The sequence below is a fragment of the Prevotella heparinolytica genome (assembly GCF_004342845.1).
Taxonomy (GTDB): domain Bacteria; phylum Bacteroidota; class Bacteroidia; order Bacteroidales; family Bacteroidaceae; genus Bacteroides; species Bacteroides heparinolyticus.
Genome location: NZ_SLXB01000015.1, coordinates 1 through 24,072, shown reverse-complemented (window position 1 = coordinate 24,072; position 24,072 = coordinate 1). Strand labels below are relative to the sequence as shown.

Here is a 24,072-nt window from a genome sequence, read left to right as displayed (position 1 = left end):
AATAAATAGCCTTATGTTCGTAAAAATCTCAGAGCAACCCTCGCTCTACAACGATCTGGAAAAGAAGTCTGTCCGTGAGATTCTGGAAGACATCAACACGGAAGACCAAAAAGTGGCACTTGCCGTACAAAAGGCCATTCCGCAAATAGAGAAACTGGTGAACCTGATTGTGCCGCGCATGAAGCAAGGCGGACGTATCTTCTACATGGGTGCAGGTACCAGCGGACGCCTCGGCGTGCTCGACGCCTCGGAAATACCTCCTACTTTCGGCATGCCTCCCACGTTAGTCATCGGACTGATAGCAGGCGGAGACACCGCACTGCGCAATCCGGTGGAAAACGCCGAAGATGACGTGCATCGCGGATGGGAGGAACTGACGGAACGTAACATCACAGACAGGGATACCGTCATCGGCATCGCCGCATCGGGCACCACTCCATACGTGATTGGAGCCATGCACGAAGCACGCGAACACGGCATCCTGACCGGTTGCATCACCAGCAATCCCGATTCGCCCATGGCGGCAGAAGCCGATGTAGCCATCGAAATGATTGTAGGCCCGGAATACGTAACGGGAAGTTCGCGCATGAAGTCGGGTACAGGGCAGAAAATGATTCTGAACATGATTACCACTTCCGTCATGATACAGTTGGGACGCGTGAAGGGCAACAAGATGGTAAACATGCAACTCAGCAACAAGAAATTAGTGGATCGCGGCACACGCATGCTGGTAGAGGAACTCGGACTGGATTATGGCAAGGCCAAGGCATTGCTGCTGATGCACGGGTCGGTGAAGAATGCGGTGGATGCGTATAGGAGTCTCTAAAGCCCTCCCTTCTCGCAGCCGCTACAAACATAACTATTTATCAATAAAAACTTTAGAAAGGAAACCGGATATGATACAGTCAAAATCTACCAAAAGTAACTTCAAACTCTTCCTCCTTCTTTTTCTATTCTGCCTGCAAACAGCCTTCGGACAATCTTTGCAGCGTGTAGCCCCCGAACAGGTGGGCATAGACTCGCGCAAGCTGATGTACGCCGACGAAGCCATTGAAACAGCCATTGCCAATCGTGAGATTCCCGGTGCGGTACTTGCCGTGGTGCGGGGTGGGAAAATGGCCTACCTGAAAGCATACGGCAACAAACGCGTCTATCCTGACACGCAGCCGATGACAACAAACACCATTTTCGACATGGCCTCTTGCAGCAAATCCATGTCTACTGCCGTTTGCGTCATGATACTGGCAGAGCGCGGCAAGATACGCATGCTCGACCCCGTCAGCCTCTACATCCCCGGTTTCAAGAATTGGGAGAGCGAAGACGGAAAAGAGAAGAAAGTCATCCGCATTGCCGATTTGATGACGCATACCTCCGGTCTGCCTCCCTACGCCTCTGTAACCGAGCTGGAGAAACAATACGGTTCGCCCAACCCTGAAGGACTGATGGAGTATATTGCCACATGCAAGCGAGACTTCAAACCACAAACCGATTTTCAATACAGTTGCCTCAACTTCATCACCCTGCAACACATCATCGAGACCGTATCCGGAGAAAGCCTGCGCGACTTCGCCCGCGAGAATATCTTCGACGTGCTGGGCATGAATCACACCGACTACCTGCCCTGCCGGCGCGACAAGAACGGACAATGGGTAAACACTTCCTGCTCTCCGCTCTCTTCTGACCGCTGTGCAGTAAACAACATTGCTCCTACCGAGAAGCAAACAGACGGGCAAGTGCTTTGCGGACAAGTACACGACCCCTTGGCACGTGTCATGAACGGAGGCATCAGTGGCAATGCCGGCTTGTTTTCCTGTGCGGAAGATATTGCCGTACTCTGCGCCGCCTTACAGAACGGAGGCGAATGGAACGGACACCGCATACTCAGTCCGCTTGGTGTGAAGGCCATGCGTACCGTACCCCGGGCCACCGCCACCTTCGGGCGTACACTTGGTTGGGACAACTTCAGTGCATACGCCTCGAACACCGGAGACCTGTTTGGCCCTAACACATACGGACATACCGGTTATACAGGTACTTCCATCGTCATAGATCCGGACAATGATATTTCCGTGATTCTGCTCATCAATGCCGTACATCCTAAAGACAGTCATAACACCGTTCGCCTGCGTTCGCTGGTGGCCAACGCCGTAGCGGCTGCCATCTGCCCCATTCCGCGCACTTATACGGAGCATTACTACAAACGCTTCCTGCAATTCACGGACGAGCCTGCCATCACCCGCAAGGACATCGTGATGCTGGGCAACAGCCTGACCGAAAACGGTGGTGACTGGTCTGCCCGCCTCGGGAAGAAAAATGTGCGCAATCGTGGCATCATCGGCGACGAAGTGATGGGTATCTATGACCGCCTGCACCAGATTCTTCCCGGACATCCGCAGAAACTGTTCCTGCTAACCGGCGTTAACGACGTATCACACGACCTCACGACAGACAGCATCGTGGCGATGATGCGCACAACGATAGACCGCATTCAACGCGAATCGCCCGAAACCAAACTCTACCTGCAAAGCCTGCTCCCCATCAACGAGAGCTTCGGCCGCTACAAAAGGCTGACCGGAAAGACGGATATGATTCCCGAAATCAACGCCCGCCTCGAAGCACTGGCCAAGGAAAAAAAGATTGTTTTCATCGACCTCTTCCCCTTGTTCACGGAGAAAGGCACGAACGTGCTGCGCGGCAACCTGACCAACGACGGCCTGCACCTGAATGAGGAAGGGTATGAGATTTGGGTAAAGGCAATCAGGAAAAAGGTATAAATAATCTTCTTTCTGTTTTGAAAAATATCACCATTTTTTATCTCTTGAAGGGCAGATAAAAAGGAGGAGGAAATTTCAGTTCTATATGGAGGGTACCTAAGTATAGGACTGAGGTAGGCTAAGTATACGACTTAGGGTATCTCAGTCGTATACTTAGCCTACCCCCTCTCAGAAGCCCTTCCCGAAGGGGGGCTTTCGAGCTCTTGGTTCATTGCCGGAAACGAGGTCTTAACAGTAAACAGTTATTATACTCCGTTTCTCTTTCACTCCATTCAGCCTATTGTTTTTTAGATACAGATGAGAAAACCGAAAGAGCCATGCCAAACTCTATTTTTGAGTAATGGCATGGCTCTTTTCTATATATCCTCTGATGGATTACTTCGCAAAGCTGACCAGCTGCACGTCGAATGTCAACACCGAATAGCCCGGAATGGTCTTCGTAGAGCCTTGGGAGGTATAATTGCTCGTTCCATATCCGCTTTGCCACGGAATATACAGCATCCAGCGCTCGCCCATTCGCATGAACTGCAAAGCTGCCGTCCAGCCTGCAACCACTTTCGAGACTTCAAAAGCACTATACGCATCAAAATCGGTGGGAGCCTTTGCCGGTGGAACGGGTATCGCACGGTCTTGCGCACTATAACCGGTGAAATTCCCGTCGAACTTATCTCCGTTTATGTAAGTCCCGTAATAGAAAGCATTTACTTTGGAGTGATAGCCCGCATACAGCGGACGCTCGCCCGCGTCATTTTTTACAAGCTTTCTGCAATATACATATTGAGCCCCGTCGGAGGTGCTGGCTGTGGTTTGTATGGCATACAGTTTTCCAAGCTCCATTGCATCGGCGGCCTCTGCTGTAAACACATAATTTTCGCCGGTCGACGTCTTTATCGAGTCGACAAACATCTTGTTGCGCTCTTGCCAATTATCATATTTTCCCGCCTCTTCACTTTCCTCGCAGGAAACAAAAATACCTGCCAACAACCATACGAAAGGCAAAAACAAAAGGGATAATCTTCTCATTCGGTTAAACTATTATATATAATTATTCATCTGTTTCTTTATTAGGAATGGATTACACGGATGAACTTATGCATCCGTCAATCCGTACAAGCCGTATCCGACTATGTATCCATACATCATGCAAACCGCTTTTACTGCAATGTCTTCAGCAACGAAGTGATGCTTACTCGGTCTGCAATGATATTGTTCAGCTCGGTGATAGGCACACGTTCCTGCTCCATGGAGTCGCGATTACGCAGCGTCACACAGTTGTCTTCCAGTGTCTGATGATCGACGGTGACGCAATAGGGAGTACCAATGGCGTCCTGACGACGATAGCGCTTGCCGATGCTGTCTTTCTCGTCATACTGGCAGTGGAAGTGGAACTTCAGGCTGTCGATGATTTCGCGTGCCTTTTCGGGCAGTCCGTCTTTCTTCACCAGCGGCATCACGGCCAGCTTCACCGGAGCCAGAGCAGCGGGAAGCTTCAGCACAACGCGGGTTTCGCCGTTCTCCAGCTTCTCTTCGCAATAAGAGGCGGACATGATGCTGAGGAACATACGGTCTACGCCGATGGAAGTCTCGATAACATACGGTGTATAGCTCTCGTTCGTTTCGGGGTCGAAGTACTTGATATTCTTGCCTGAGAACTTCTCGTGCTGGGAAAGGTCGAAGTTCGTACGGCTGTGGATACCTTCCACTTCCTTGAAGCCGAAAGGCATCAGGAATTCGATGTCGGTGGCGGCGTTGGCGTAGTGGGCCAGCTTCTCGTGGTCGTGATAGCGGTAGTGGTCGTCGCCGAAGCCCAGTGCCTTGTGCCACTTCAGGCGGGTTTCCTTCCATGTCTTGAACCAATCCAGCTCGGTGCCCGGTTTTACGAAGAACTGCATCTCCATCTGCTCGAATTCGCGCATGCGGAAGATAAACTGGCGAGCCACGATTTCGTTACGGAAGGCCTTGCCTATCTGCGCGATGCCGAAAGGTATCTTCATGCGTCCGGTCTTCTGCACGTTTAGGTAGTTCACAAAGATGCCTTGCGCCGTTTCGGGACGGAGGTATATCTTCATGGCACCGTCGGTCGTAGAACCCATTTCAGTGGAGAACATGAGGTTGAACTGGCGCACTTCCGTCCAGTTCTTCGTTCCGCTGATGGGGCACACGATTTCTTCATCGAGGATAATCTGACGAAGCTCGTTCAGGTCGGGACCGGCGTTCATGGCGTCGGAATAGCGTCGATGCAGGGCATCGCGCTTGGACTGATGCTCCAGCACGCGGGCGTTGGTGCTGCGGAACTGTGCCTCATCGAAAGCCTCGCCGAAGCGTTTGGCTGCCTTGGCCACTTCCTTGTTTATCTTGTCGTCGTATTTGGCAATCTGGTCTTCTATCAATACATCGGCACGATAGCGTTTCTTGGAGTCGCGGTTGTCAATCAAAGGGTCGTTGAACGCGTCCACATGCCCGCTGGCTTTCCATATGGTGGGGTGCATGAAGATGGCCGAGTCTATGCCGACGATGTTTTCGTGCAGCAACACCATGCTCTGCCACCAATATTGTTTGATGTTGTTTTTCAGTTCCACACCCATCTGGCCGTAGTCGTACACGGCTCCCAATCCATCATAAATTTCGCTGGAGGGGAATACGAAGCCATACTCTTTGCAGTGTGATACGAGTTTCTTAAAAACGTCTTCTTGTGCCATTTTCTGTTGTATCTTAATTAATTTTATTTCATCTCTTGTGTAAAAAAGTGCCACAAAGATAGAGATTTATATCATAAGTAGGGCACGATGGGCGTTAATTTCTGCAATATCCTTCGTCATCGCCGGAGACTCGGGTGCTTCGCCGTGTGCGCAGCTGTGGAGAAGATGCCGTGCCGTATCCGAATGGAATTTAAGCAGCCGCCAATCCGGTCACCCCTCCTGCACCCGGGCGGCTTCTCGGGCAGGTTTGTCAGAAGCTTGTGCCCGGCGTGACAGGCACTTGTGTTTGTCAAGTCGAAGACTTGTGTCTGAGCCGTCAAAGGCTTGTGCCTGTCACGCCGGGCACAAGCACCTGACAGAATCTCCGCATGCCGCATCTGCCGCACGTTCCTCTCCGCCCCCCCAGAAAGCCCCTGAGAGAGGCGCTCCATGATAAAAGTCCGGCATAAATTCTCGTTTATCGAACAAATTTCGTATTTTTGCGTGCAACTGAAAATCAGCCATATCATTGAATAGACAATCCCCGAACAAATATGAACGAAGATTTTGAAGCACCGAAAGACGATTTTGACAAGGAACTGCCGGCCGGAAAAGAAGAACACTCTGACTACAAACCTGCCGACACGAAAGACGCCAACGTGAAACACCAGCTGAGCGGCATGTACCAGAACTGGTTTCTGGACTATGCCTCGTACGTGATACTGGAACGTGCCGTGCCCCACATCATGGACGGGTTGAAGCCCGTACAACGGCGCATCCTGCACTCCATGCGCCGCATGGAAGACGGACGATACAACAAGGTGGCCAACATCGTGGGGCACACCATGCAGTTCCACCCCCACGGCGACGCTTCCATAGGCGACGCCTTGGTGCAACTGGGACAGAAGGACTTGCTTGTAGACTGTCAGGGGAACTGGGGAAACATCCTGACGGGCGACAGCGCCGCCGCACCGCGATACATCGAGGCACGCCTCTCCAAGTTTGCGCTCGACGTGGTGTTCAACCCCAAAACCACCGAATGGAAACTCTCTTACGACGGACGGAACAAAGAACCGGTGACGCTGCCCGTGAAATTCCCCCTGCTGCTGGCACAAGGCGTAGAGGGCATTGCCGTGGGCCTGTCGTCCAAAATACTGCCGCACAACTTCAATGAACTATGCGACGCCTCCATCAAGTATCTGCATAACGAAGCCTTCAAGCTCTATCCCGACTTCCAGACGGGAGGCTCCATCGACGTGTCCAAGTACAACGACGGCGAGCGGGGAGGCGCCGTACGCGTGCGTTCAAAGATAGAGAAGATTGACAACAAGACGCTTGCCATCAAAGAGATTCCTTACGGGAAAACGGTGGCGGGAATATGCGACTCCATCGTAAAGGCAAGCGAAAAAGGGAAAATAAAAATCCGTAAGGTAGAAGACCTCACATCGGGCAATGTGGAAATTCTGGTGCACTTGGCGCCGGGCGTATCGTCCGACAAGACGATAGACGCACTCTATGCCTTTACCGACTGCGAAGTGAGCATCTCGCCCAACTGTTGCGTCATCGACGAGCAAAAGCCGCACTTCCTCACCGTGAGCGACGTGCTGCGCAAATCGGCCGACAACACGCTGGCCCTGCTGCGCCAAGAATTGGAGATACGCAAGAGCGAGATTCTGGAAAGCCTCCACTTCGCCTCGCTCGAAAAGGTCTTCATCGAAGAGCGCATCTACAAGGACAAGGAGTTCGAGCAGGCCAAGAGCATGGATGCCGCCTGCGAACACATCGACGACCGCCTGACGCCCTACTACCCCACCTTCATCCGCGAAGTGACCAAAGACGACATCCTCCGCCTGATGGAAATCAAGATGGCACGCATCCTCAAGTTCAACTCCGATAAGGCCGAAGAGCTGATTGCCCGCATGAAAGCGGACATCGAGGAGACAGACCGCCACTTGGCAAACATCGTGGAATATACCGTGGACTGGTTCCGCATGCTGAAAGAGAAGTACGGCAAAGGCTTTGCCCGCCGCACGGAATTGCGCAACTTCGACACTATCGAGGCCACCAAGGTCATCGAGGCCAACGAGAAGCTCTACATCAACCGCGAAGAGGGCTTCATCGGCACCGGCCTGAAGAAAGACGAGTATCTGGCCAACTGCTCGCCCATCGACGACGTCATCATCTTCTTCCGCGACGGGAAGTACATCATCACGCCCGTGGCCGAGAAAAAGTTCGTGGGCAAGAACATACTCTACGCCAGCGTATTCAAGAAGAACGACAAGCGCACCATCTACAACGTATGCTACCGCGACGGGAAGGAAGGAACCACCTACATCAAGCGTTTTGCCGTCACCGGCGTGGTGCGCGACCGCGAGTACGACGTGACGCAAGGCACGCCCGACTCCCGCATCACCTACTTCAGCGCCAACCCCAACGGCGAGGCAGAAGTAATCAAAGTGACGCTGAAGCCCAACCCGCGCATACGTCGCATCATCTTTGAAGAAGACTTCAGCACCATCAACATCAAGGGACGTCAGGCCATGGGAAACATCCTGACCCGCAACCCGGTGCACAAGATAGCCTTGAAGCAACGCGGAGGCTCCACATTGGGCGGACGGCAGGTATGGTTCGACCAAGACGTGCTGCGCCTCAACTATGACGGACGCGGAGAATATCTCGGAGAGTTCCAGAGCGACGACATCATCCTTGTGGTGCAGAACAACGGCGATTTCCACACCACCAACTTCGACTTGAACAACCACTACGAGGACAACATACGCGTGCTTGAGAAGTACGACCCCAACAAGGTATGGACGGCCGTGCTCTACGATGCCGACCAACAAGACTATCCGTATATCAAGCGTTTCTGCTTCGAAGCCACATCGCGCAAGCAGAATTATCTGGGCGAAAACAAGAACAACAGCCTCATACTGCTCACTGACGAATACTACCCACGATTAGAGGTCATCTTCGGCGGGCACGACAACTTCCGCGAACCTCTGGTGGTGGAAGCTGACGAGTTCATCGCCGTGAAAGGTTTCAAAGCCAAAGGCAAACGGCTGACCACTTTCACCGTCGACACCATCAATGAGCTGGAACCTACCCGCCGCCCCGAACCGACGCAACAGCCGGAAAGCGGGGAGGGGGAAGACGAGCCGGAAATTCTGGACCCCGACCACGGGAAGAGCGAGGGAGACATTCTGGATGAGATGACAGGGCAGATGAAACTGTTTTAGAGTGGTTAGCAATAAGTGATGAGCGGTTAATATGGAAGGAAGGGTTATGAAGTCATATTGGATAATCGCCTTGGTGGGGCTGCTTTCAGGCGGCGGCGCACTGCAAGCTCAGGATGCAGAGGACGGCCTCGTGCAGAAGCTGCGTACAGACTCCGCAGCCCGCAACCGCATCGTCAGCCGTGCCACGATGTACGGCGTGGGCTTCGCCAATGTGTTCGATACTTATCTATCGCCACAGGAATACAAAGGCATCGACTTCCGCGTTTCCCGCGAAAGTATGCGGATGACACGGCTGATGAACGGCAACATCTCGCAACAGACCTTCTTTCAGGCCGACTTGGGATATACGCACAACAAGGCGGAGAACAACAACACCCTCTCCGCACTGGCCAACTGGAACTACGGCCTGCACTACAACTTCGCCATCACAAGCAACTTCAAGCTGCTGGCCGGAGGCGTGGCCGACCTCAACGGGGGCTTTGTCTACAACCTGCGCAACGGCAATAACCCCGCCCAAGCACGCGCCTACATCAACCTTGCCGCATCGGGCATGGCCATCTGGAAGCTGCGCATCAAAACCTCCCCTTTCACGCTGCGCTATCAGATAAACCTCCCGCTGGCAGGCGTGATGTTCATGCCCAACTACGGACAGTCATACTACGAGATATTCACGCTGGAACATTGGGACGGAGTGGTGAACTTCACCTCACTGCACAACCAGCCGTCACTGAGGCAGATGTTCTCCGCCGACTTCCCTGTGGGGCGTTCTACCATACGCCTTGCCTACTTGTGGGACACACAGCAGTCAAACATCAACAAGATAAAGACGCACACCTACTCGCATGTATTCATGGCGGGTTTCGTAAAAGAGTTCTATCTATTCCCCAATAAGAGGAGGTGAGATTTTTTAGTAACAAGAAGACGGTAAGGACGATGAAAAGAAGATACCTTTTAAGCATTTGGGGCATTCTGCTCAGCCTGCTCCCCCTGCTGCACGGATGCATCCGTGAGGAGGAATATGCCAACACCCCGCAAGGCAATTTCGAGGCTTTGTGGCAAATCATCGACGAACGCTACTGCTTCTTCGACTACAAGCAGATAGACTGGAACGACATTCACGACAAATACCAAGCGCTCATCACTCCGAACATGGGCAACGAAGCCCTGTTCGAGGTATTGGGCAACATGCTTGCCGAACTGAAAGACGGGCACGTCAACCTATACTCCTCTTCCGACATGGCACGCTATTGGAACTGGTATCTGGACTACCCGCGCAACTTCAACGAAAGCCTCATCGAAAAGTATTTGGGCAGAGACTACCGCATCGCCGGCGGCGCCAAATACACCATTCTGGAAGATAACATCGGCTACATCTACTACGGCAACTTCTCCAGCCCCATCGGCGACGGCAATCTGAGCGAGATACTGTCGTACCTCTCCGTGTGCAACGGGCTGATTATAGACGTGCGCAACAATGGTGGAGGCAACCTGACAAACGCCACCCGCATGGCCCAACGCTTCACCAACGAAAAGGTGCTGACGGGCCACATCATGCACAAAGCCGGCAAGGGGCACAGCGACTTTTCCGAACCTACACCCATTTATATAGAGCCCTCGAACAGCATTCGCTGGCAAAAGAAAGTGGCCCTGCTCACCAACCGCCATTGCTACAGCGCCACCAACGACTTCGTCAACTCCATGCGCTACTTCCCCAACGTTACACTGATAGGCGACAAGACCGGTGGAGGCTCGGGCCTGCCCTTCTCGTCCGAACTTCCCAACGGGTGGGGAGTACGCTTCTCGGCCAGCCCGCATCTTGATGCAGGCAAGCAGCAGATAGAGTTCGGCATCGCTCCGGACAAAAAGGTGGACATGAGCAAGGAAGACGAGGCCGACGGAATAGACACTATTATTGAAGAAGCTCGAAAAAACCTTAAAATAGGGGCTTTGAAGTAACTTTGCAACTTCAACTATTTGCTGAAATGAAATTTCTTTCTACCTTTGCAGCCACTACAAAACGAACTTGCGGGTGTGGCGTAATTGGTAGCCGCGCCAGACTTAGGATCTGGTGCTGTGAGGCGTGTAGGTTCGAGTCCTATCACCCGCACGATTTATAAGAAGAACAATCAAACAAAACAAAACGGAAAGGAGAGCGTCGTGAGACAGTTTCCTTTTATCTTTTTATATCCCCCTTTCTGATGACATGCCTTTGCGATAGTCAGAAAAGCCGATGGGCAAACCCTTTCTTTCTTGCTACAAAAAAGTTCAATTTTATATGCTTGGCAGACATAACCCCGCATCCAAGCAATTCCAAGCCCACACTTCACGAGGCCTATGCCCACACTTCACGAGGTGTAAGCCCACACTTCACGGGAGGTTAGCCCACACTTTACGGGAGGTAAGCCCACACCTTAGAGGCGCTACTCCCGCGTGTCGAGGCAAAGTAAACCCGGAGGAAGACGAAATGCCACCGGGACTTTGCTGATTGTTCGGCCGTTTATACAAAAAAGGATGCGGAAGCACAACATTCAGGAGTATCGGCAATGAAAGAACAGTTCCGCAGATAATACAACAAAGACGCGGAGGCGCAGCATTTCCTGTTCGTTGCAGATGAACGGAAAATGTTGTGCCTCCGCGTCTTCCTATACCAAACCTTCCTTATTCGGCTCCTCCACCGCCACTGTTTCCCTCGCCCTTCACGTCATCGTTGCTGATGGTGCGCGAGGCTTTCTTCACGCTTGCCTTCAGTTCGCCGATGCGATAGCTGACGCTCACGCCGAAACGCCGGCGACTATACTTGTAGCGACTTTCTTGTATGAAGTTGGCATTCTCCAACGTATTATTCTGATGCATATATTTCGAGAAGAAGTTTCCGGCAAATGCCGACAAGGTAAGACGCTTTTTCAGGAAAGACTTGTTAACGCTCAAACTGTAATCGAAGAAACTGCTTCCCTTGCCTTGAAGCATTATCCACGGAGTCTGTCCGTACATGTTCATACTGATGCGCCAGTCGCGAGGCAACGACTGCTGGATGCCGCCATAAGCAAAGAGACTCCACCCGTCGTTCTTCAGTCCCCTGCCGTCTTCCATATAGGCGTAACTGCCATAGAAGTTCATATAAATACGCGTGTTGGCAGTCGCGTTCCAGTTCACATAGCCGCTCAACCCCGCATTCCTGCTCTTACCGATGTTTTGATAGGTGTTGTAGAGGACATCCTTGCCGGTAGGGTTCTGCAAACCCTTTTCCACGAGCGTTCTGTCCGACACAAGTTCGGTGATGCTCTCAATGCTGTTGTTGGTGAACGAATAGCGCATGGAGAGGTTGATGTTGAACTTTTGGGTAAAATTGCTGTAGCTAAGGTTGAACGAATGGTTCTTCTCACTGTCCAGATTCGGATTACCCTGACTGATGTAGGTGGGATTGCTGTCGTTCAGATAAGGATTCAGGAACCAGATGCCCGGACGGTAAATGCGCATGTTGTAGCCCAGTTGCAGGTTCGACATATCGGTCAGCTTCCAGCCGATGCTTGCCGAGGGCACCACATCGTTAAAATGCTCCTTGAAATCATCGCCCTTGCCCAACCTGTATTTCACGTTCTGGATGGTATGCTCATAGCGCACACCCAACCGTCCGGAAAGTTTCTTTACCCTCAATCCATAGCCCAGATAGGCGGCCAGAATGTCGTTCTGATGCTTGTAGTGAGAGCTGTGGTCTCTGTCGAACTCGTAAGCATCCGCTCCAATCATACGCTCATAGCGGTCGTTCTCCGAAATGTTGTTGCGCAAGATGTATTTGGTACCGGCTTCGAGCGTATGAATCTTGCCGATGGGCGTGGTATAGTCCACCTGGAAAGTATGTTCCGTGGTGCTTTGCGAACCGTCGTTACGCTGATTGCGCATGCGCTTCATGAAGTCCTGCCAATCCGTGGCTGCATGCGTATCGTTGTAGTCGGAATACGAATCCGAGGTCTGCGGACGGGTATTTATCTTATAAGACAAGGTGAGCATGCGGTTTTTCACACCGAACAGACGTTGATAGTCGAGGCCTCCGTCGATGGAGTACCACGAGCGCTTGTTATGGTTGTTCGAGGTGTAGCGGTATAGTTCGTTGTCCGTGCCCGGTGCGGTGGCTCGGGCGTGATTCTCGCCGGACCCCTTGTTTCCGCCTCCCCACAACCCGAAAGACATGGAAAGCAGGCGTAAGGTGTCTATCTCATAACTTGCCTCCATACTGCCCGACTGGAAGTGATCGCTTCCTTCGTTCATTCCATCAAAATCCAGATCCGAAGACATTGCTGTGATTTTGCCTTTTGTGCGCTGGCTTCCACCGGAATAGCTGCGCGGCTGGTCGTGGTAATCGTAGTTGTAGCGACCGCTGACAGTCAGTTTACCGCTCTTCACCGTACCAAACAAGCCGCCTCCTGCACCTCGGTTGCTGACATTCCCGCTGAAAGTCACCGTGTAACCTTCCAGTCCGCTGCCCATAGTGACGATGTTAAGGATACCTCCCACGCCTTCGGCGTCGTACTTGGGGCCGGGATTGGTTATCACCTCAATGTGCTTGATGGAGTTGGCGGGCATACTCTTCAACACCTCCGTAGGATTGTTGCTCATCATGTTGTTGGGCTTCCCGTTGACGTAGACCTTGAAGTTACTGCTACCGTTCACCTTGATGTTGTCCTCCCCGTCCACTGTCACCAGAGGCACTTTGCGGAGCATCTCCAGCAAGGAGTTCGATTTCGAGTCGGGGTCGTCCTGTATATTGTATTCTATCTTATCCACATCGGCTTTGACCAACGGCTTTTGCGCCACGATTTCCACCTGCGCCAGTTCGTTGGTGGCATCCACGGCATACAGCGTGCCGAAGTCTACTACCTGCTTGCCTGCCTTCACCGTGAAATTCTTCACGATAGGCACACGCCCCACAGAGGTTATGGTGAGCACGAAGTTTCCCGTGCCGGGCACTTTCTCTTGAAAACGGCCTTTCATGTCCGTCACCATCATCTTCAAAGCACGTCCGGGATTTTCTTTCTTCACGATTTTAATAGTGGCATAAGGCTCTCCCTCGTGGGTAAGCGAGTCGAGCAATACTCCTTTGACTTGAAAAGATAAGGGAGCCGTACTTTGTGCAGCCAGCATTGCGGATAGCATCAGCATCCACAGCAGCACAAACCATTTCATTCTCATTGTTTTCATGTTTGGTTACTATTCGTTGATCATTGTTTTTGCTATTAGACGAGTCCGATGGGGTTTTGTCACAGTGATTGCGACAAAAATAGTCCCTTTCCATACGATTACGAGAGTTTCGGAGTTAAAAAAGGCAAAAAAGAAGTTGCATAACAGCTTATACACAACTGTTTACAGAAAGTAAAAAAGGAGCAGGATGCTGATGTTCACGGCTATGACACAACCAAAGCCCCTCAATATCCACGGGCGCAAAGGGTTCTGCCGGCCGGCAAAGAAGAGGGCGTAGCACATGTTCACCGCAATGTTGCTGACAATGGCCTGCATGCTGCAAGCCGCAACAACCGTCACCGCCACACTGCTCGTGCCCTGAAGCAGGTTCAGGATGAAAGGAGTGATGTCGCTGAAACCGGAGATGAAAGAGAGCAGATTCAATCCGCCCGTACCGGCATACATCAACGTATAATGGGTCAGTATGGTGAACACGACAAACAACACGGCGAAGATGAGTGCCACCTTGAACTCCAACGGATTGCTGCCGTCTTCTTCCTCGCCTGCATGGTCGCCGTTATCCGCCGGTCTGCGCCGGGAATGCAGATACCATGCCGTGCCTGCCGCCACAACCGACATAAGCAGCAGGTAGGGATAGATGGCCAACAACGTATCGCGGCTGAAGATGCCTATCAGTATCAGGAAGCGCAGGAACATCATGCTCACCGCCAGCAACATGGCAGCCGCATATTCCGGGGCATCCTGCGCGGAGGCCCTGCGGCTTTTGCGTGCCAGCACGGAGATGGTGGCCGTGCTGCTATACAGCCCTCCCACGATGCCCGAAACCAGCACGCCCGATTCGTGGAAGACGTAACGCTTGAGCAGATACGAGAGGTAGGAGATGCCCGATACCACCACCGTGGCCAGCCAGATGGTGTAAGGCGTCAGGTTGATGCCGGGGATGAGATTCTTATTGGGCAGCATGGGCAGGATGATGCCACTGATGGCAAGGAACTTGGCAAGCGTTATCATCTCGTCGTTCTTCATGCGCTGCGCCAGCTCCGTAAAGGTGTGCTTCAGTTCGGTGAAAAGCAGCACCGTGACGACGACCATGACGTAGAACCACGAAGGCTGCGTGGCCACAATAGGTGCTATGCAGTAGGTGATGAGCGCAATGACGATGGTGGTTACGCCGAACACATGGAACTGCGCCTGTTTCACGTAGTAGTTCAGCCCGAGCAGCAAGCCCAGAACGGCACCGCCACCCATGAAGAGGCGATACTCCACAGGGTCGAGGATGTAGAGCAGGTAGCCCAGAATGCCGATGAAGGTAAACGTGCGGTCGGTGCCGAAGAGCGTGGTCTCGCCTTCGCGCTTCAGGCTGATTTTACGCTGCGAAAGCCCGATGAGCAGAGAAAACAGGGTGACCAAAATAAAGGAGACCAGTTCTCTTGGCAAGTACTCGTAAAGTTTCTCCATGATTGCGTAAGGATTAGGGTGAGTCGTGGGTTTGCCGCCACGTAGCGAAAGGATGCTTCATCAGTTGCGAGTTATAATACCGGACGTCGCCCGTCACCTCCCGGCCGAGGAAAGCGGGCTTCACGAACACTTCGTCGGCCGAGGAAAGCTCCACTTCGGCCAAGGTCAGCCCTTCGTTTTCGCCTCGAAACTCGTCCACCTCGAAGATGTGGCGGCCGCTGCGCACCAAATAGCGCGTCTTGTCAATGACACCCGGTTCGCACAGCCGCATCAACTCTTCGGCCTCTTCAAGCGGAAGTTCCCTCTCCCATTCGTAGCGTGCGGTTCCCGACGCATCGGACGGTCCTTTAATGGTGAGATAGCCTTTGCCGTCGCGAATGCGTACCCTCACCGTCCGCCCGCGCGCGCTGCTGATGTAGCCTTGCACGATGCGGCTCTGTGCGTGGGCTTGCGACTTATACTCGCCCGTCACAAGGAATTTCCGTTCTATCTCCTGCGGCATGCCCGTCTTTTCTAATTTGTCATCAGCCCCGGTAAGAATAGCCCACAAACATGGCTATAACCAAAACGATGGCTACGATGCCGATGACAATCATCACTTTCCTGGCTTGTTGCTCTTCTTTCAGGCTGTGCATTGCCTTCTTCTTACTTTTTCCCATGGCGTTTTTGCTGTTTAAAGTTCAACGATGAACAAAGTAAGAGGAAATTCGGGAAGTTTCCAAACGAAAAAGAGAAAAATGTTCAACCATCGTCCCGCCTCGCCCTCCGCCCCCGCTCCCGGGCGGCCGGACTTTGCCGTGACAGACACAAGCCTCCGGCACGACAAGCACCCGTACTCGGCACTCCCTCGCCCGACAAAGGCATGCCTGAAGAATCTTCATTGCGCCGGCACCCGAAAGAAACCCGGCAGAACAACATCGCGAGAGAGGCGGCCGACACAGGGGGAACCTGTCCGTTAAATGTTACATTTATCGCCAAAAATGCAACATTTAAGCTCGAAAAAGCAGGATTTACGTACCAAAAGCCTGTTGAAGCGGCATTTGGTACACAAAGCAAAGCAAAGCATATAAAAGCATACCTCCTCCTTTAATGGTTCCTCCGAAACCGGAGGAAACCCGAAGGGAGCGGACGTGCCGTCCGCAGAGGAGAGGTATGTAACAGGAAGAACGACAGCCGCCATCCCCGAAAGGCAATCGCGGCAACCACCCGCCCTCCGCCCCGCATCAGAGAGGATGCCGAAACGCCGGAAAGAAAAAAGAGAGAGAAAAAGTTGTGTTTTCATATAACTATCGCTATCTTTGCACCATGAGGAAGATTATCGCATACAAAGGGTATTATTCTGACTTCATGTCCCGATTGTCAGACCAAGAACGAAAAAAGATAAGGCATGCCCTGCTGCTGCTCGAAACAGAGGATAAAGTGCCAAACCACTATATCAAGTTCATAAGAAACGGGATTTACGAGTTCCGCGTGAATTAGGGCAACAATGAATTTCGCCTTCTCTTCACTTACGACGGAGACACGATAGTGATATTGTTCAACTGTTTCAGGAAAAAGACGCAGAAAACCCCAAACAGCGAAATCGAAAAAGCACTCAAACTAAAGAAAGAGTATCATGAGCAAAAAGAATGAAATCTACGACGTCAGCGCCGAACTCGCAAGAGAGTTCGGAGAGATTGGCACAAAAGAGCGCGAACAAGCCAGAGAAAAGGCTTGGGAAGAATACAACGCCCAAATCCTGCTGGATGCCCGCAAAAACGCGAAGCTGACGCAGGAAGAACTCGCCAAGCGCATCGGGGCGGACAAAGGCTACATTTCGAGAATCGAAAGAGGGCTGACCATCCCCACCGTCTCCACGCTCTACCGCATCGCGGCGGCAATGGGGCTCACGGTGGAACTGCGCCCCATGTAGCGCCCCACCTCCGCCTCTATTCGCCGCTTCCGGCAAACTCCATGAGGTATGCCTTGATGAAGCCGTCTATCTTTCCGTCCATCACCCCGTTCACGTCGCTGGTCTGGAAGTTGGTGCGATGGTCTTTCACGCGGCGGTCGTCGAACACGTAACTGCGTATCTGCGAGCCCCATTCGATTTTCTTCTTGCCGGCTTCCACCTTGGCCTGTTCGGCCATGCGGTGCTGAAGTTCCTTGTCGTACAAGATGGAGCGCAACTGGCGCAGGGCATTCTCGCGGTTCTTGGGCTGGTCGCGCGTTTCGGTGTTTTCAATCAGGATTTCTTCTTCCTCGCCCGTATAAGGGTCTTTGAACTGATAGCGCAGACGCACGCCGGACTCCACCTTGTTCACGTTCTGCCCGCCTGCCCCGCTGGAACGGAAGGTATCCCACGAGATGTTGGCTACGTTGATGTTCACCTCAATGGTATCGTCTACCAACGGAGTGACGAACACAGAGGCAAAAGAAGTCATGCGCTTGCCCTGTGCGTTGTAGGGAGAGACGCGCACCAAGCGGTGCACCCCGTTCTCGCCCTTCAGGTAACCGTAGGCATAATCGCCGGCAATCTCGATGGTACAAGTCTTGATGCCCGCCTCGTCGCCCTCCTGCAAGTTGGCAATGGTGGCCTTATAACCGTTGGTCTCGGCATAGCGCAGGTACATGCGCATCAGCATGCTGGCCCAGTCTTGGCTTTCCGTGCCGCCCGCACCGGAGTTTATCTTCAGCACGCAGTCCATCTGGTCGGCTTCTTCGCGAAGCATATTCTTGAGTTCAAGTTCCTCTACGGCAACGGATGCTTTGGCATAGGCCTCGTCCACCTCTTCCTCGCTCACCAGCTCGTCCTTGTAGAAATCGTAGGCCAGCTGCACTTCTTCCGTCAGCGTCTTCACCTCGTTGTAGCCCGAAATCCATTGTTGCAAGCCCTTCACTTTCTTCATCTGCGCTTCGGCGGCCTTTTGGTCGTCCCAGAATCCGGGGGCTTGCGTGCGGAGTTGTTCTTCCTCTACTTGTATTTTTTTTCCTTCGATGTCCAGATAGCGGTTCAAGGCATCGGTACGTTCTTTGATATCTTTCAGTTGTTCTGCGGTAATCATACGCTTGTTCCTTTTCGGTTTTCAGGACGGCAAAGGTAGGAAAAAAACACAATTACTCAAAAAGCAAGCTCCTGAAATAGTTGAAGCAGTGAAACATAGCCCGTTTTTCAAAAAATAACCTGCTACATGCACCACCTTTGGATAAAAATACATACTTTTGTGTTTATCAACCCAATAACTTTAATTTATGAATAAATTATTCCGCTTGGCGTGCCTGCTGCTTTTCATTCTGGCAACAGCAAGCATGCGTGGCGCCGGTCCCAAGGACTATCGCTACACCACCGTGCCCAACGACCCACTGAAAGCACGTATCTACACCTTAGACAATGGACTGAAAGTCTACATGACAGTTAACAAAGAGAAACCGCGTATACAAACGTTTATCGCCGTACGTGTGGGCGGAAAGAACGACCCTGCCGAAACCACCGGACTGGCACACTATTTCGAGCACCTGATGTTTAAAGGCACCAACCACTTCGGCACGCAAAACTACGAAGCCGAGAAGCCACTGCTCGACCAGATAGAACAGCAATTCGAAATCTATCGCAAAACAACGGACAGCGTTGCCCGCAAAAACATCTATCACGCCATCGACAGCCTTTCTTACGAGGCATCCAAACTGTCCATCCCCAACGAATACGACAAGCTGATGACTGCCATCGGCGCCAATGGGACGAATGCCTATACCAGCTTCGACGTGACGTGCTACACCGAAGACATACCCTCCAATCAAGTAGAGAACTGGGCAAAGATACAGGCCGACCGCTTCAAGAACAGTGTGATCCGCGGTTTCCACACCGAGCTGGAGACGGTGTACGAGGAGAAGAACATGTCGCTCACCAGAGACCCGCGTAAGGTGTACGAAGCTACCCTATCGGCCCTCTTCCCCCACCATCCCTACGGCACGCAAACCGTACTCGGCACACAGGAGCATCTGAAGAACCCCTCCATCACCAACATCAAAAACTATTATAAGATGTGGTATGTGCCCAACAACATGGCCATCTGCCTCAGCGGCGACTTCGACCCCGACAGCATGATTGCCGTCGTTGACAAATACTTCGGCTCACTGAAGCCCAATCCCAATCTGCCCAAACTGAATCTGGCGAAAGAAAAGCCTATCACCGCCCCGATTGTGCGCGAAGTGTTCGGCCCGGACGCCGAAAGCGTGGCTTTGGCATGGCGATTCCCCGGAGCAGCCAGCAAAGAGGCCGAAATACTGGAAGTGGTATCGCAAATCCTCTACAACGGCCAAGCCGGTCTGATTGACCTCAACCTGACCCAACAACAGAAGACGCTGAGCGCTTACTGCTATCCGATGAGCATGTCAGACTATTCCGCACTGATGATGCAGGGACGTCCCAAACAGGGCCAGACATTGGACGAGGTGAAAGACCTGCTGCTGGGCGAAGTCAAGAAACTGCGCAACGGCGACTTCGACGAAAAAATATTGGAAGCCAACATCAACAACTTCAAACTGAACCAGCTATACAGACTGGATAGCAACGGCGCACGCGCCAACTGGTTCGTACAGTCTTTCGTCAACGGCAGCGACTGGGCCGACGAGGTGAACCAACTGAACCGCATCTCCCGACTGACCAAAGCCGACATCGTGGCTTTCGCCAACCAATATCTGGAAGACACGAACTACGTCGTTATCTACAAACGTCAGGGAAAAGACCTGAACGAGAAGAAGATTGCGAAACCCACCATCACCCCCATCTTCATGAACCGCGACGCCATCAGCCCGTTCCTGAAAGATATACAGGGAAGCCAAGTCACTCCCATCGAGCCGGTATTCCTCGATTACAGCAAAGACTTGTCGCAACTGAAAACACAGAACGGCATCCCCGTACTCTACAAGCAGAACACCAACAACGACATTTTCGAGCTGACCTATCTTTTCGATATGGGCAACAACAACGACAAGGCATTGGGCACGGCAGCCCAGTATCTGGAATACCTGGGCACATCGGACATGACTCCCGAACAGGTGAAAAGCGAGTTCTACCGCATGGCTTGCAGCTTCAGCGTATATCCCAGCAGCGAACGCACGTATGTGGAGCTTTCGGGCTTGAACGAAAACATGCCCGCCGCCATCGCCCTCTTCGAAAAGCTGTTGGCCGATGCGCAAGTCAACAAGGAAGCCTACGCCAACCTCGTGCAAGACATCCTGAAGAAGCGTAAAGATGCCAAACTGAACCAGATGCAGAACTTCTCGCGCCTGACGACCTACATCGTCTATGGCCCGAAAAACGCCGCAACCAACCTCTTGAGCGAAGCCGAACTGACCGACATGAACCCGCAAGAGCTGGTAGACCGCATCCACGGCCTGAACGGCTTCAAGCACCGCATTCTGTACTACGGCCCCCGCAGCGAACAAGACGTGCTTGCCCTTCTTGCCAAAGAGCACAAGACTCCGGCCATGCTGAAAGACATCCCCACGGGCAATGACTTCAATGAACAGCTTACGCCGAAAACCACTTTCTACATTGCTCCATACGAGGCAAAACAGATTTACATGACCCAGATATCCAACCGGGGAGAGAAGTTCGATGCCTCCATCGAGCCGGCACGCCAGCTCTACAACGAGTATTTCGGAGGCGGCATGAACTCCATCGTGTTCCAAGAAATGCGCGAAAGCCGTGGGTTGGCCTATTCGGCATGGGCAGGTTTCAACCGTCCGTCTTATCTGAAAAACAATTACCTTGTTATGAGCCAGATAGCCACGCAGAACGACAAGATGCTGGATGCCATCAAAACATTCAACGACATCATCGAAAACATGCCCCAATCGGAAGCAGCCTTCAAACTGGCCAAAGAGGGCATGACGGCACGCCTGCGCACCGAACGCATCACGAAGATGAGCGTCATCTGGTCGTTTATCAGCGCCCAATATCTGGGTCAGGATATAGACTCACGCATCAAATTGTACAACGACATTCAGGGCATGACGCTGAAAGACGTTGTCGACTTCCAAACCAGCCGGATAAAAGGACGCACGTACAACTACGGTATCCTCGGCGACAAGAAAGAGCTCGACATCGAAGCCTTGAAGAAAATAGCCCCGGTGGTTGAACTGACACAGGAAGAAATCTTCGGATACTAAAAAAACAAACAGCCTTTCGGACGCCACTGTATGCCGGGCTGCCCGAAAGGCTGTTTATACATCATTCAGACGCAGACGATGCGTATTACACAGATTTTAAATTAGGCACTATATATTTCTATAGTGCTTTTTTTTCGCTACTCCTCATACATCTTATCTATCACATCCTTGTAGTTCTTCGCCACCACGGGACGTTTCAGCTTCAACGTGTTCGTCAGCTCGCCGCGCTCCATGCTGAAAGGTTCGGGCAGGAGCGTGAAACGTTTCACCTGTTCGTAATGGGCAAACTGCTGTTGCAGCGTGTCGATGCGGGCACGGAACAAGGCCTGTATCTTAGGATGCTGCAACAACTCTTCCATGCTGCCATACGCAATGCCTTTCTCGTCGGCATAATCCTTCACGAAACCATATACAGGGACTATCAGGGCAGAGACGAACTTCCGCTCATCGGCAATAATGGCAATCTGGTCAATGTAGCGGTCGATGCCCAACTTGGTCTCCAACGCCTGCGGGCAGATATACTTCCCGTTGGACGTCTTGAACAAGTCTTTAATGCGCTCTGTCAGATAGAGATGATTATCTTTCAGATAACCTGCATCGCCCGTATGAAACCAACCGTCTTCATCAATGGCGGCCGCAGTGGCTACCGGCTTCTTATAATAACCGGTGGTAATGGTCTTGCCACGCAAGAGTATCTCATTGTTCTCGCCAATCTTCACCTCCACATCGGGCATCAGCGTACCCACGGAGCCTATCTCGTAGCCTTCGTTCAAGAAGCACGACACGGTGGCCGTCGACTCCGTCAGTCCGTAGCCCACCACCATGTTGATGCCCACCGAATGCACAAACTCGCAAATCTCATCGGGCACGGCAGCACCCGCCGTGGGGAAGAAATTGCCGTTTTCAATGCCGATGGTCTTCTTCAACAGCGCATAGACGGTCTTCTCGTAAAACTTATATTTCAGATGAAGCATCACCGGAGGAGTTTTTCCACGGCGCAGATAGTCGATGTTGTGCGCTTTGCCCACCTTGATGGCATCCAGCATCATCGCTTTGCGCAAGCCGGTTTCTTGGGCAATCTTTTCCTGTACGCCGGCATAGACTTTCTCCCAAAAGCGCGGCACGCTGCACATCAGCGTGGGGCGTATCTCTTTGATGGTGGTCTGAATATCCTGCGGACGGAGATTGACGCAGACCTGCACACCCCGATGGATGCAGAGATAAGTCCACGCCTTTTCGAACACATGCGTCAACGGAAGGAAGTTCATGGAAACATCTTTGTCGGTCATAAAAGGCAGGCGGATGTCGTGGATGCGGAAAGCTTCACGATAATTGAAATGGTGGAGCATGACTCCTTTCGGTTCGCCGGTGGTGCCGGAGGTATAAAGGATATTGGCAAGGTCGTCGTACGAAGCTGCTGCGGTACGCTCTTCCACAACTGCAGCGTATCGTGCCTCTTTGTCTATCTCCAGAAACTCGTCAAAATAGATGGACGTGGTGTCTCGCGGGTCGCGCACCACGGCACGATCGAAGATGATAAGTTGCTGCAAGGAGGTGCAGAAGCCGAACACACTGAAAGCTGCGTCATACTGAAACTGCTCACCCACGAACACATAGCGCATCTTTGCATCGTTGATGATATACTGCGCTTGTGCCGGCGAACTGGTGGCATACAAAGGAACAGTCGCCGCCCGGTTGGCAAAAGCGCCGAAATCAGTATAAAGACATTCGGGTTTATTCTGCGAGAAGATACCGACGTTCTCCTGCGGCTCTATCCCTAAGGCTGCCATTGCCCGGGCAACCCGATGCACAATCCGCGAAAACTCATTCCAGGAAACCGGTATCCACTGCGCCGTCTCATAGTCCCTGTATTTCAGGGCCGTTTTGTCTCCATACTTTTCTGCCTGGCGATGCACCAGAACAGATAAATGATGATAAGTCATAAGTCTATGAATTAATAAATACACCGCAAAGGTAGTGGTTTCATTTGAAACCTTCTTCCTTTTTCAGGATTTATCCGTAGATACAGAAAAACTTCCCGAATCATCATAAGGATTTCAAGAAAGGGTACTCCTTCATTCATCTTACCCATATCCGAGATTTCTTGTTATCGTGAGGCTTTCCATGCATCTTATTTAAGGGTCAAGGCTTTAACTTTCTCGTTCTTATATCAAACATAGGTAACGAAGTATTTCCAGTATATACCAAACCAAAAAGAAAATTCCCGGAATTATTAAAGCTGTCTTGCGAAAGTTTACAAAATCAGGAATCCAAGTCATTATTATAAGAAGCAGCCAAACGATTAAAAACGCCCACCAATAGTCTTCACCAAAAGTCATGTAAGCATAAACGATGTCTTTCATTCTTTTTATTTTGAAGTGATTTAAACTAATTGATCCAATGAGAAACAGCGTACTAATAGCTAAAATTGTTATATTATGGGTGAGCAAACTCATTCATAACAACATCCCCATGTACGCTGTGTTGGACAAAGATACAATAAAAAGTGAAATATTGCCTCATTTATGTGTGGGCAAACGTGGTTTCGTAACTCAAAGTAGTCTTGTTGAAATCGTA

The 24,072-nt window shown here is 51.8% G+C and carries 17 protein-coding genes, 1 tRNA gene and 2 pseudogenes; 12 read left to right on the top strand and 8 right to left on the bottom strand.

What is annotated here, in order from left to right:
- Positions 1-13: 13 nt before the first annotated feature.
- Together murQ and EV202_RS08540 are read left to right on the top strand one after the other, a co-directional pair.
- Positions 14-826 (top strand): N-acetylmuramic acid 6-phosphate etherase, encoded by an 813-nt coding sequence (gene murQ / locus EV202_RS08545; RefSeq protein ID WP_131926717.1) that lies wholly within the window; start codon positions 14-16, stop codon positions 824-826.
- A 70-nt stretch (positions 827-896) separates the two neighbouring features.
- The gene (locus tag EV202_RS08540; protein ID WP_131926716.1) at positions 897-2,774 is read left to right on the top strand and encodes a serine hydrolase; all 1,878 of its coding nucleotides are present in this window, start codon (positions 897-899) and stop codon (positions 2,772-2,774) included.
- A gap of 375 nt (positions 2,775-3,149) precedes the next feature.
- Here the strand turns inward: EV202_RS08540 and EV202_RS08535 are convergent, their stop codons facing one another.
- Both EV202_RS08535 and EV202_RS08530 read right to left on the bottom strand, forming a co-directional pair.
- A complete protein-coding gene (locus tag EV202_RS08535) occupies positions 3,150-3,797 on the bottom strand; it encodes an FKBP-type peptidyl-prolyl cis-trans isomerase (RefSeq protein ID WP_131926714.1) in 648 nt (215 codons plus the stop codon).
- A gap of 131 nt (positions 3,798-3,928) precedes the next feature.
- Entirely contained in the window at positions 3,929-5,473 is a 1,545-nt protein-coding gene (locus EV202_RS08530; RefSeq protein WP_131926712.1) for a glycine--tRNA ligase, read from the bottom strand.
- A gap of 533 nt (positions 5,474-6,006) precedes the next feature.
- On the opposite strand from EV202_RS08530, the gene EV202_RS08525 reads away from it, so the two are divergent.
- The 4 genes from EV202_RS08525 (at position 6,007) to EV202_RS08510 (ending at position 10,795) form a co-directional block, all read left to right on the top strand.
- Positions 6,007-8,688, top strand: coding sequence for a DNA gyrase/topoisomerase IV subunit A (locus tag EV202_RS08525; RefSeq protein ID WP_131926710.1), 2,682 nt, complete (start codon positions 6,007-6,009; stop codon positions 8,686-8,688).
- A 46-nt stretch (positions 8,689-8,734) separates the two neighbouring features.
- The gene (locus EV202_RS08520; protein ID WP_131926767.1) at positions 8,735-9,589 is read left to right on the top strand and encodes a DUF3316 domain-containing protein; all 855 of its coding nucleotides are present in this window, start codon (positions 8,735-8,737) and stop codon (positions 9,587-9,589) included.
- A gap of 32 nt (positions 9,590-9,621) precedes the next feature.
- Complete coding sequence (locus tag EV202_RS08515; RefSeq protein ID WP_131926708.1) at positions 9,622-10,644, top strand: S41 family peptidase; 1,023 nt, start codon at positions 9,622-9,624, stop codon at positions 10,642-10,644.
- Positions 10,645-10,713: 69 nt separating this feature from the next.
- A tRNA-Leu gene (locus EV202_RS08510) sits at positions 10,714-10,795 on the top strand.
- Positions 10,796-11,346: 551 nt separating this feature from the next.
- Here EV202_RS08510 and EV202_RS08505 read toward each other — a convergent pair.
- The 4 genes from EV202_RS08505 to EV202_RS15405 form a co-directional block, all read right to left on the bottom strand.
- Positions 11,347-13,875, bottom strand: a complete 2,529-nt coding sequence (locus EV202_RS08505) for an outer membrane beta-barrel family protein (RefSeq protein WP_131926765.1) — start codon at positions 13,873-13,875, stop codon at positions 11,347-11,349.
- 171 nt (positions 13,876-14,046) lie between these two features.
- A complete protein-coding gene (locus EV202_RS08500; RefSeq protein WP_131926706.1) occupies positions 14,047-15,342 on the bottom strand; it encodes an MgtC/SapB family protein in 1,296 nt (431 codons plus the stop codon).
- Positions 15,343-15,355: 13 nt separating this feature from the next.
- Complete coding sequence (locus EV202_RS08495) at positions 15,356-15,844, bottom strand: CYTH domain-containing protein (RefSeq protein ID WP_131926704.1); 489 nt, start codon at positions 15,842-15,844, stop codon at positions 15,356-15,358.
- A 22-nt stretch (positions 15,845-15,866) separates the two neighbouring features.
- Positions 15,867-16,001, bottom strand: coding sequence for a hypothetical protein (locus tag EV202_RS15405; protein WP_262709392.1), 135 nt, complete (start codon positions 15,999-16,001; stop codon positions 15,867-15,869).
- Positions 16,002-16,204: 203 nt separating this feature from the next.
- Between EV202_RS15405 and EV202_RS08490 the strand changes: the two genes are divergently transcribed.
- From EV202_RS08490 to EV202_RS08480, 4 genes and pseudogenes are all read left to right on the top strand, one after another.
- Positions 16,205-16,432: a hypothetical protein gene (locus EV202_RS08490; RefSeq protein ID WP_131926702.1), complete on the top strand. Its 228-nt coding sequence runs from the start codon at positions 16,205-16,207 to the stop codon at positions 16,430-16,432.
- A 182-nt stretch (positions 16,433-16,614) separates the two neighbouring features.
- The gene (locus tag EV202_RS15280; RefSeq protein ID WP_234878269.1) at positions 16,615-16,821 is read left to right on the top strand and encodes a type II toxin-antitoxin system RelE/ParE family toxin; all 207 of its coding nucleotides are present in this window, start codon (positions 16,615-16,617) and stop codon (positions 16,819-16,821) included.
- A gap of 15 nt (positions 16,822-16,836) precedes the next feature.
- Positions 16,837-16,974 (top strand): annotated as a pseudogene (locus EV202_RS15400) (type II toxin-antitoxin system RelE/ParE family toxin); the annotation flags it as partial.
- Positions 16,958-17,254, top strand: a complete 297-nt coding sequence (locus EV202_RS08480) for a helix-turn-helix domain-containing protein (RefSeq protein WP_106069804.1) — start codon at positions 16,958-16,960, stop codon at positions 17,252-17,254. The pseudogene EV202_RS15400 and the gene EV202_RS08480, both read left to right, overlap by 17 nt.
- 16 nt (positions 17,255-17,270) lie before the next feature.
- On the opposite strand, the gene prfB is transcribed toward EV202_RS08480, so the two are convergent.
- Positions 17,271-18,386, bottom strand: coding sequence for a peptide chain release factor 2 (gene prfB, locus EV202_RS08475; protein WP_106069803.1), 1,116 nt, complete (start codon positions 18,384-18,386; stop codon positions 17,271-17,273).
- A 187-nt stretch (positions 18,387-18,573) separates the two neighbouring features.
- On the opposite strand from prfB, the gene EV202_RS08470 reads away from it, so the two are divergent.
- Positions 18,574-21,495: a M16 family metallopeptidase gene (locus EV202_RS08470; protein WP_131926699.1), complete on the top strand. Its 2,922-nt coding sequence runs from the start codon at positions 18,574-18,576 to the stop codon at positions 21,493-21,495.
- A 137-nt stretch (positions 21,496-21,632) separates the two neighbouring features.
- On the opposite strand, the gene EV202_RS08465 is transcribed toward EV202_RS08470, so the two are convergent.
- Positions 21,633-23,438 (bottom strand): AMP-dependent synthetase/ligase, encoded by a 1,806-nt coding sequence (locus EV202_RS08465; RefSeq protein ID WP_106069801.1) that lies wholly within the window; start codon positions 23,436-23,438, stop codon positions 21,633-21,635.
- Between the two features lie 457 nt (positions 23,439-23,895).
- Here EV202_RS08465 and EV202_RS15275 point away from each other — a divergent pair.
- Positions 23,896-24,072, top strand: a pseudogene (locus EV202_RS15275) (IS5/IS1182 family transposase); the annotation flags it as partial.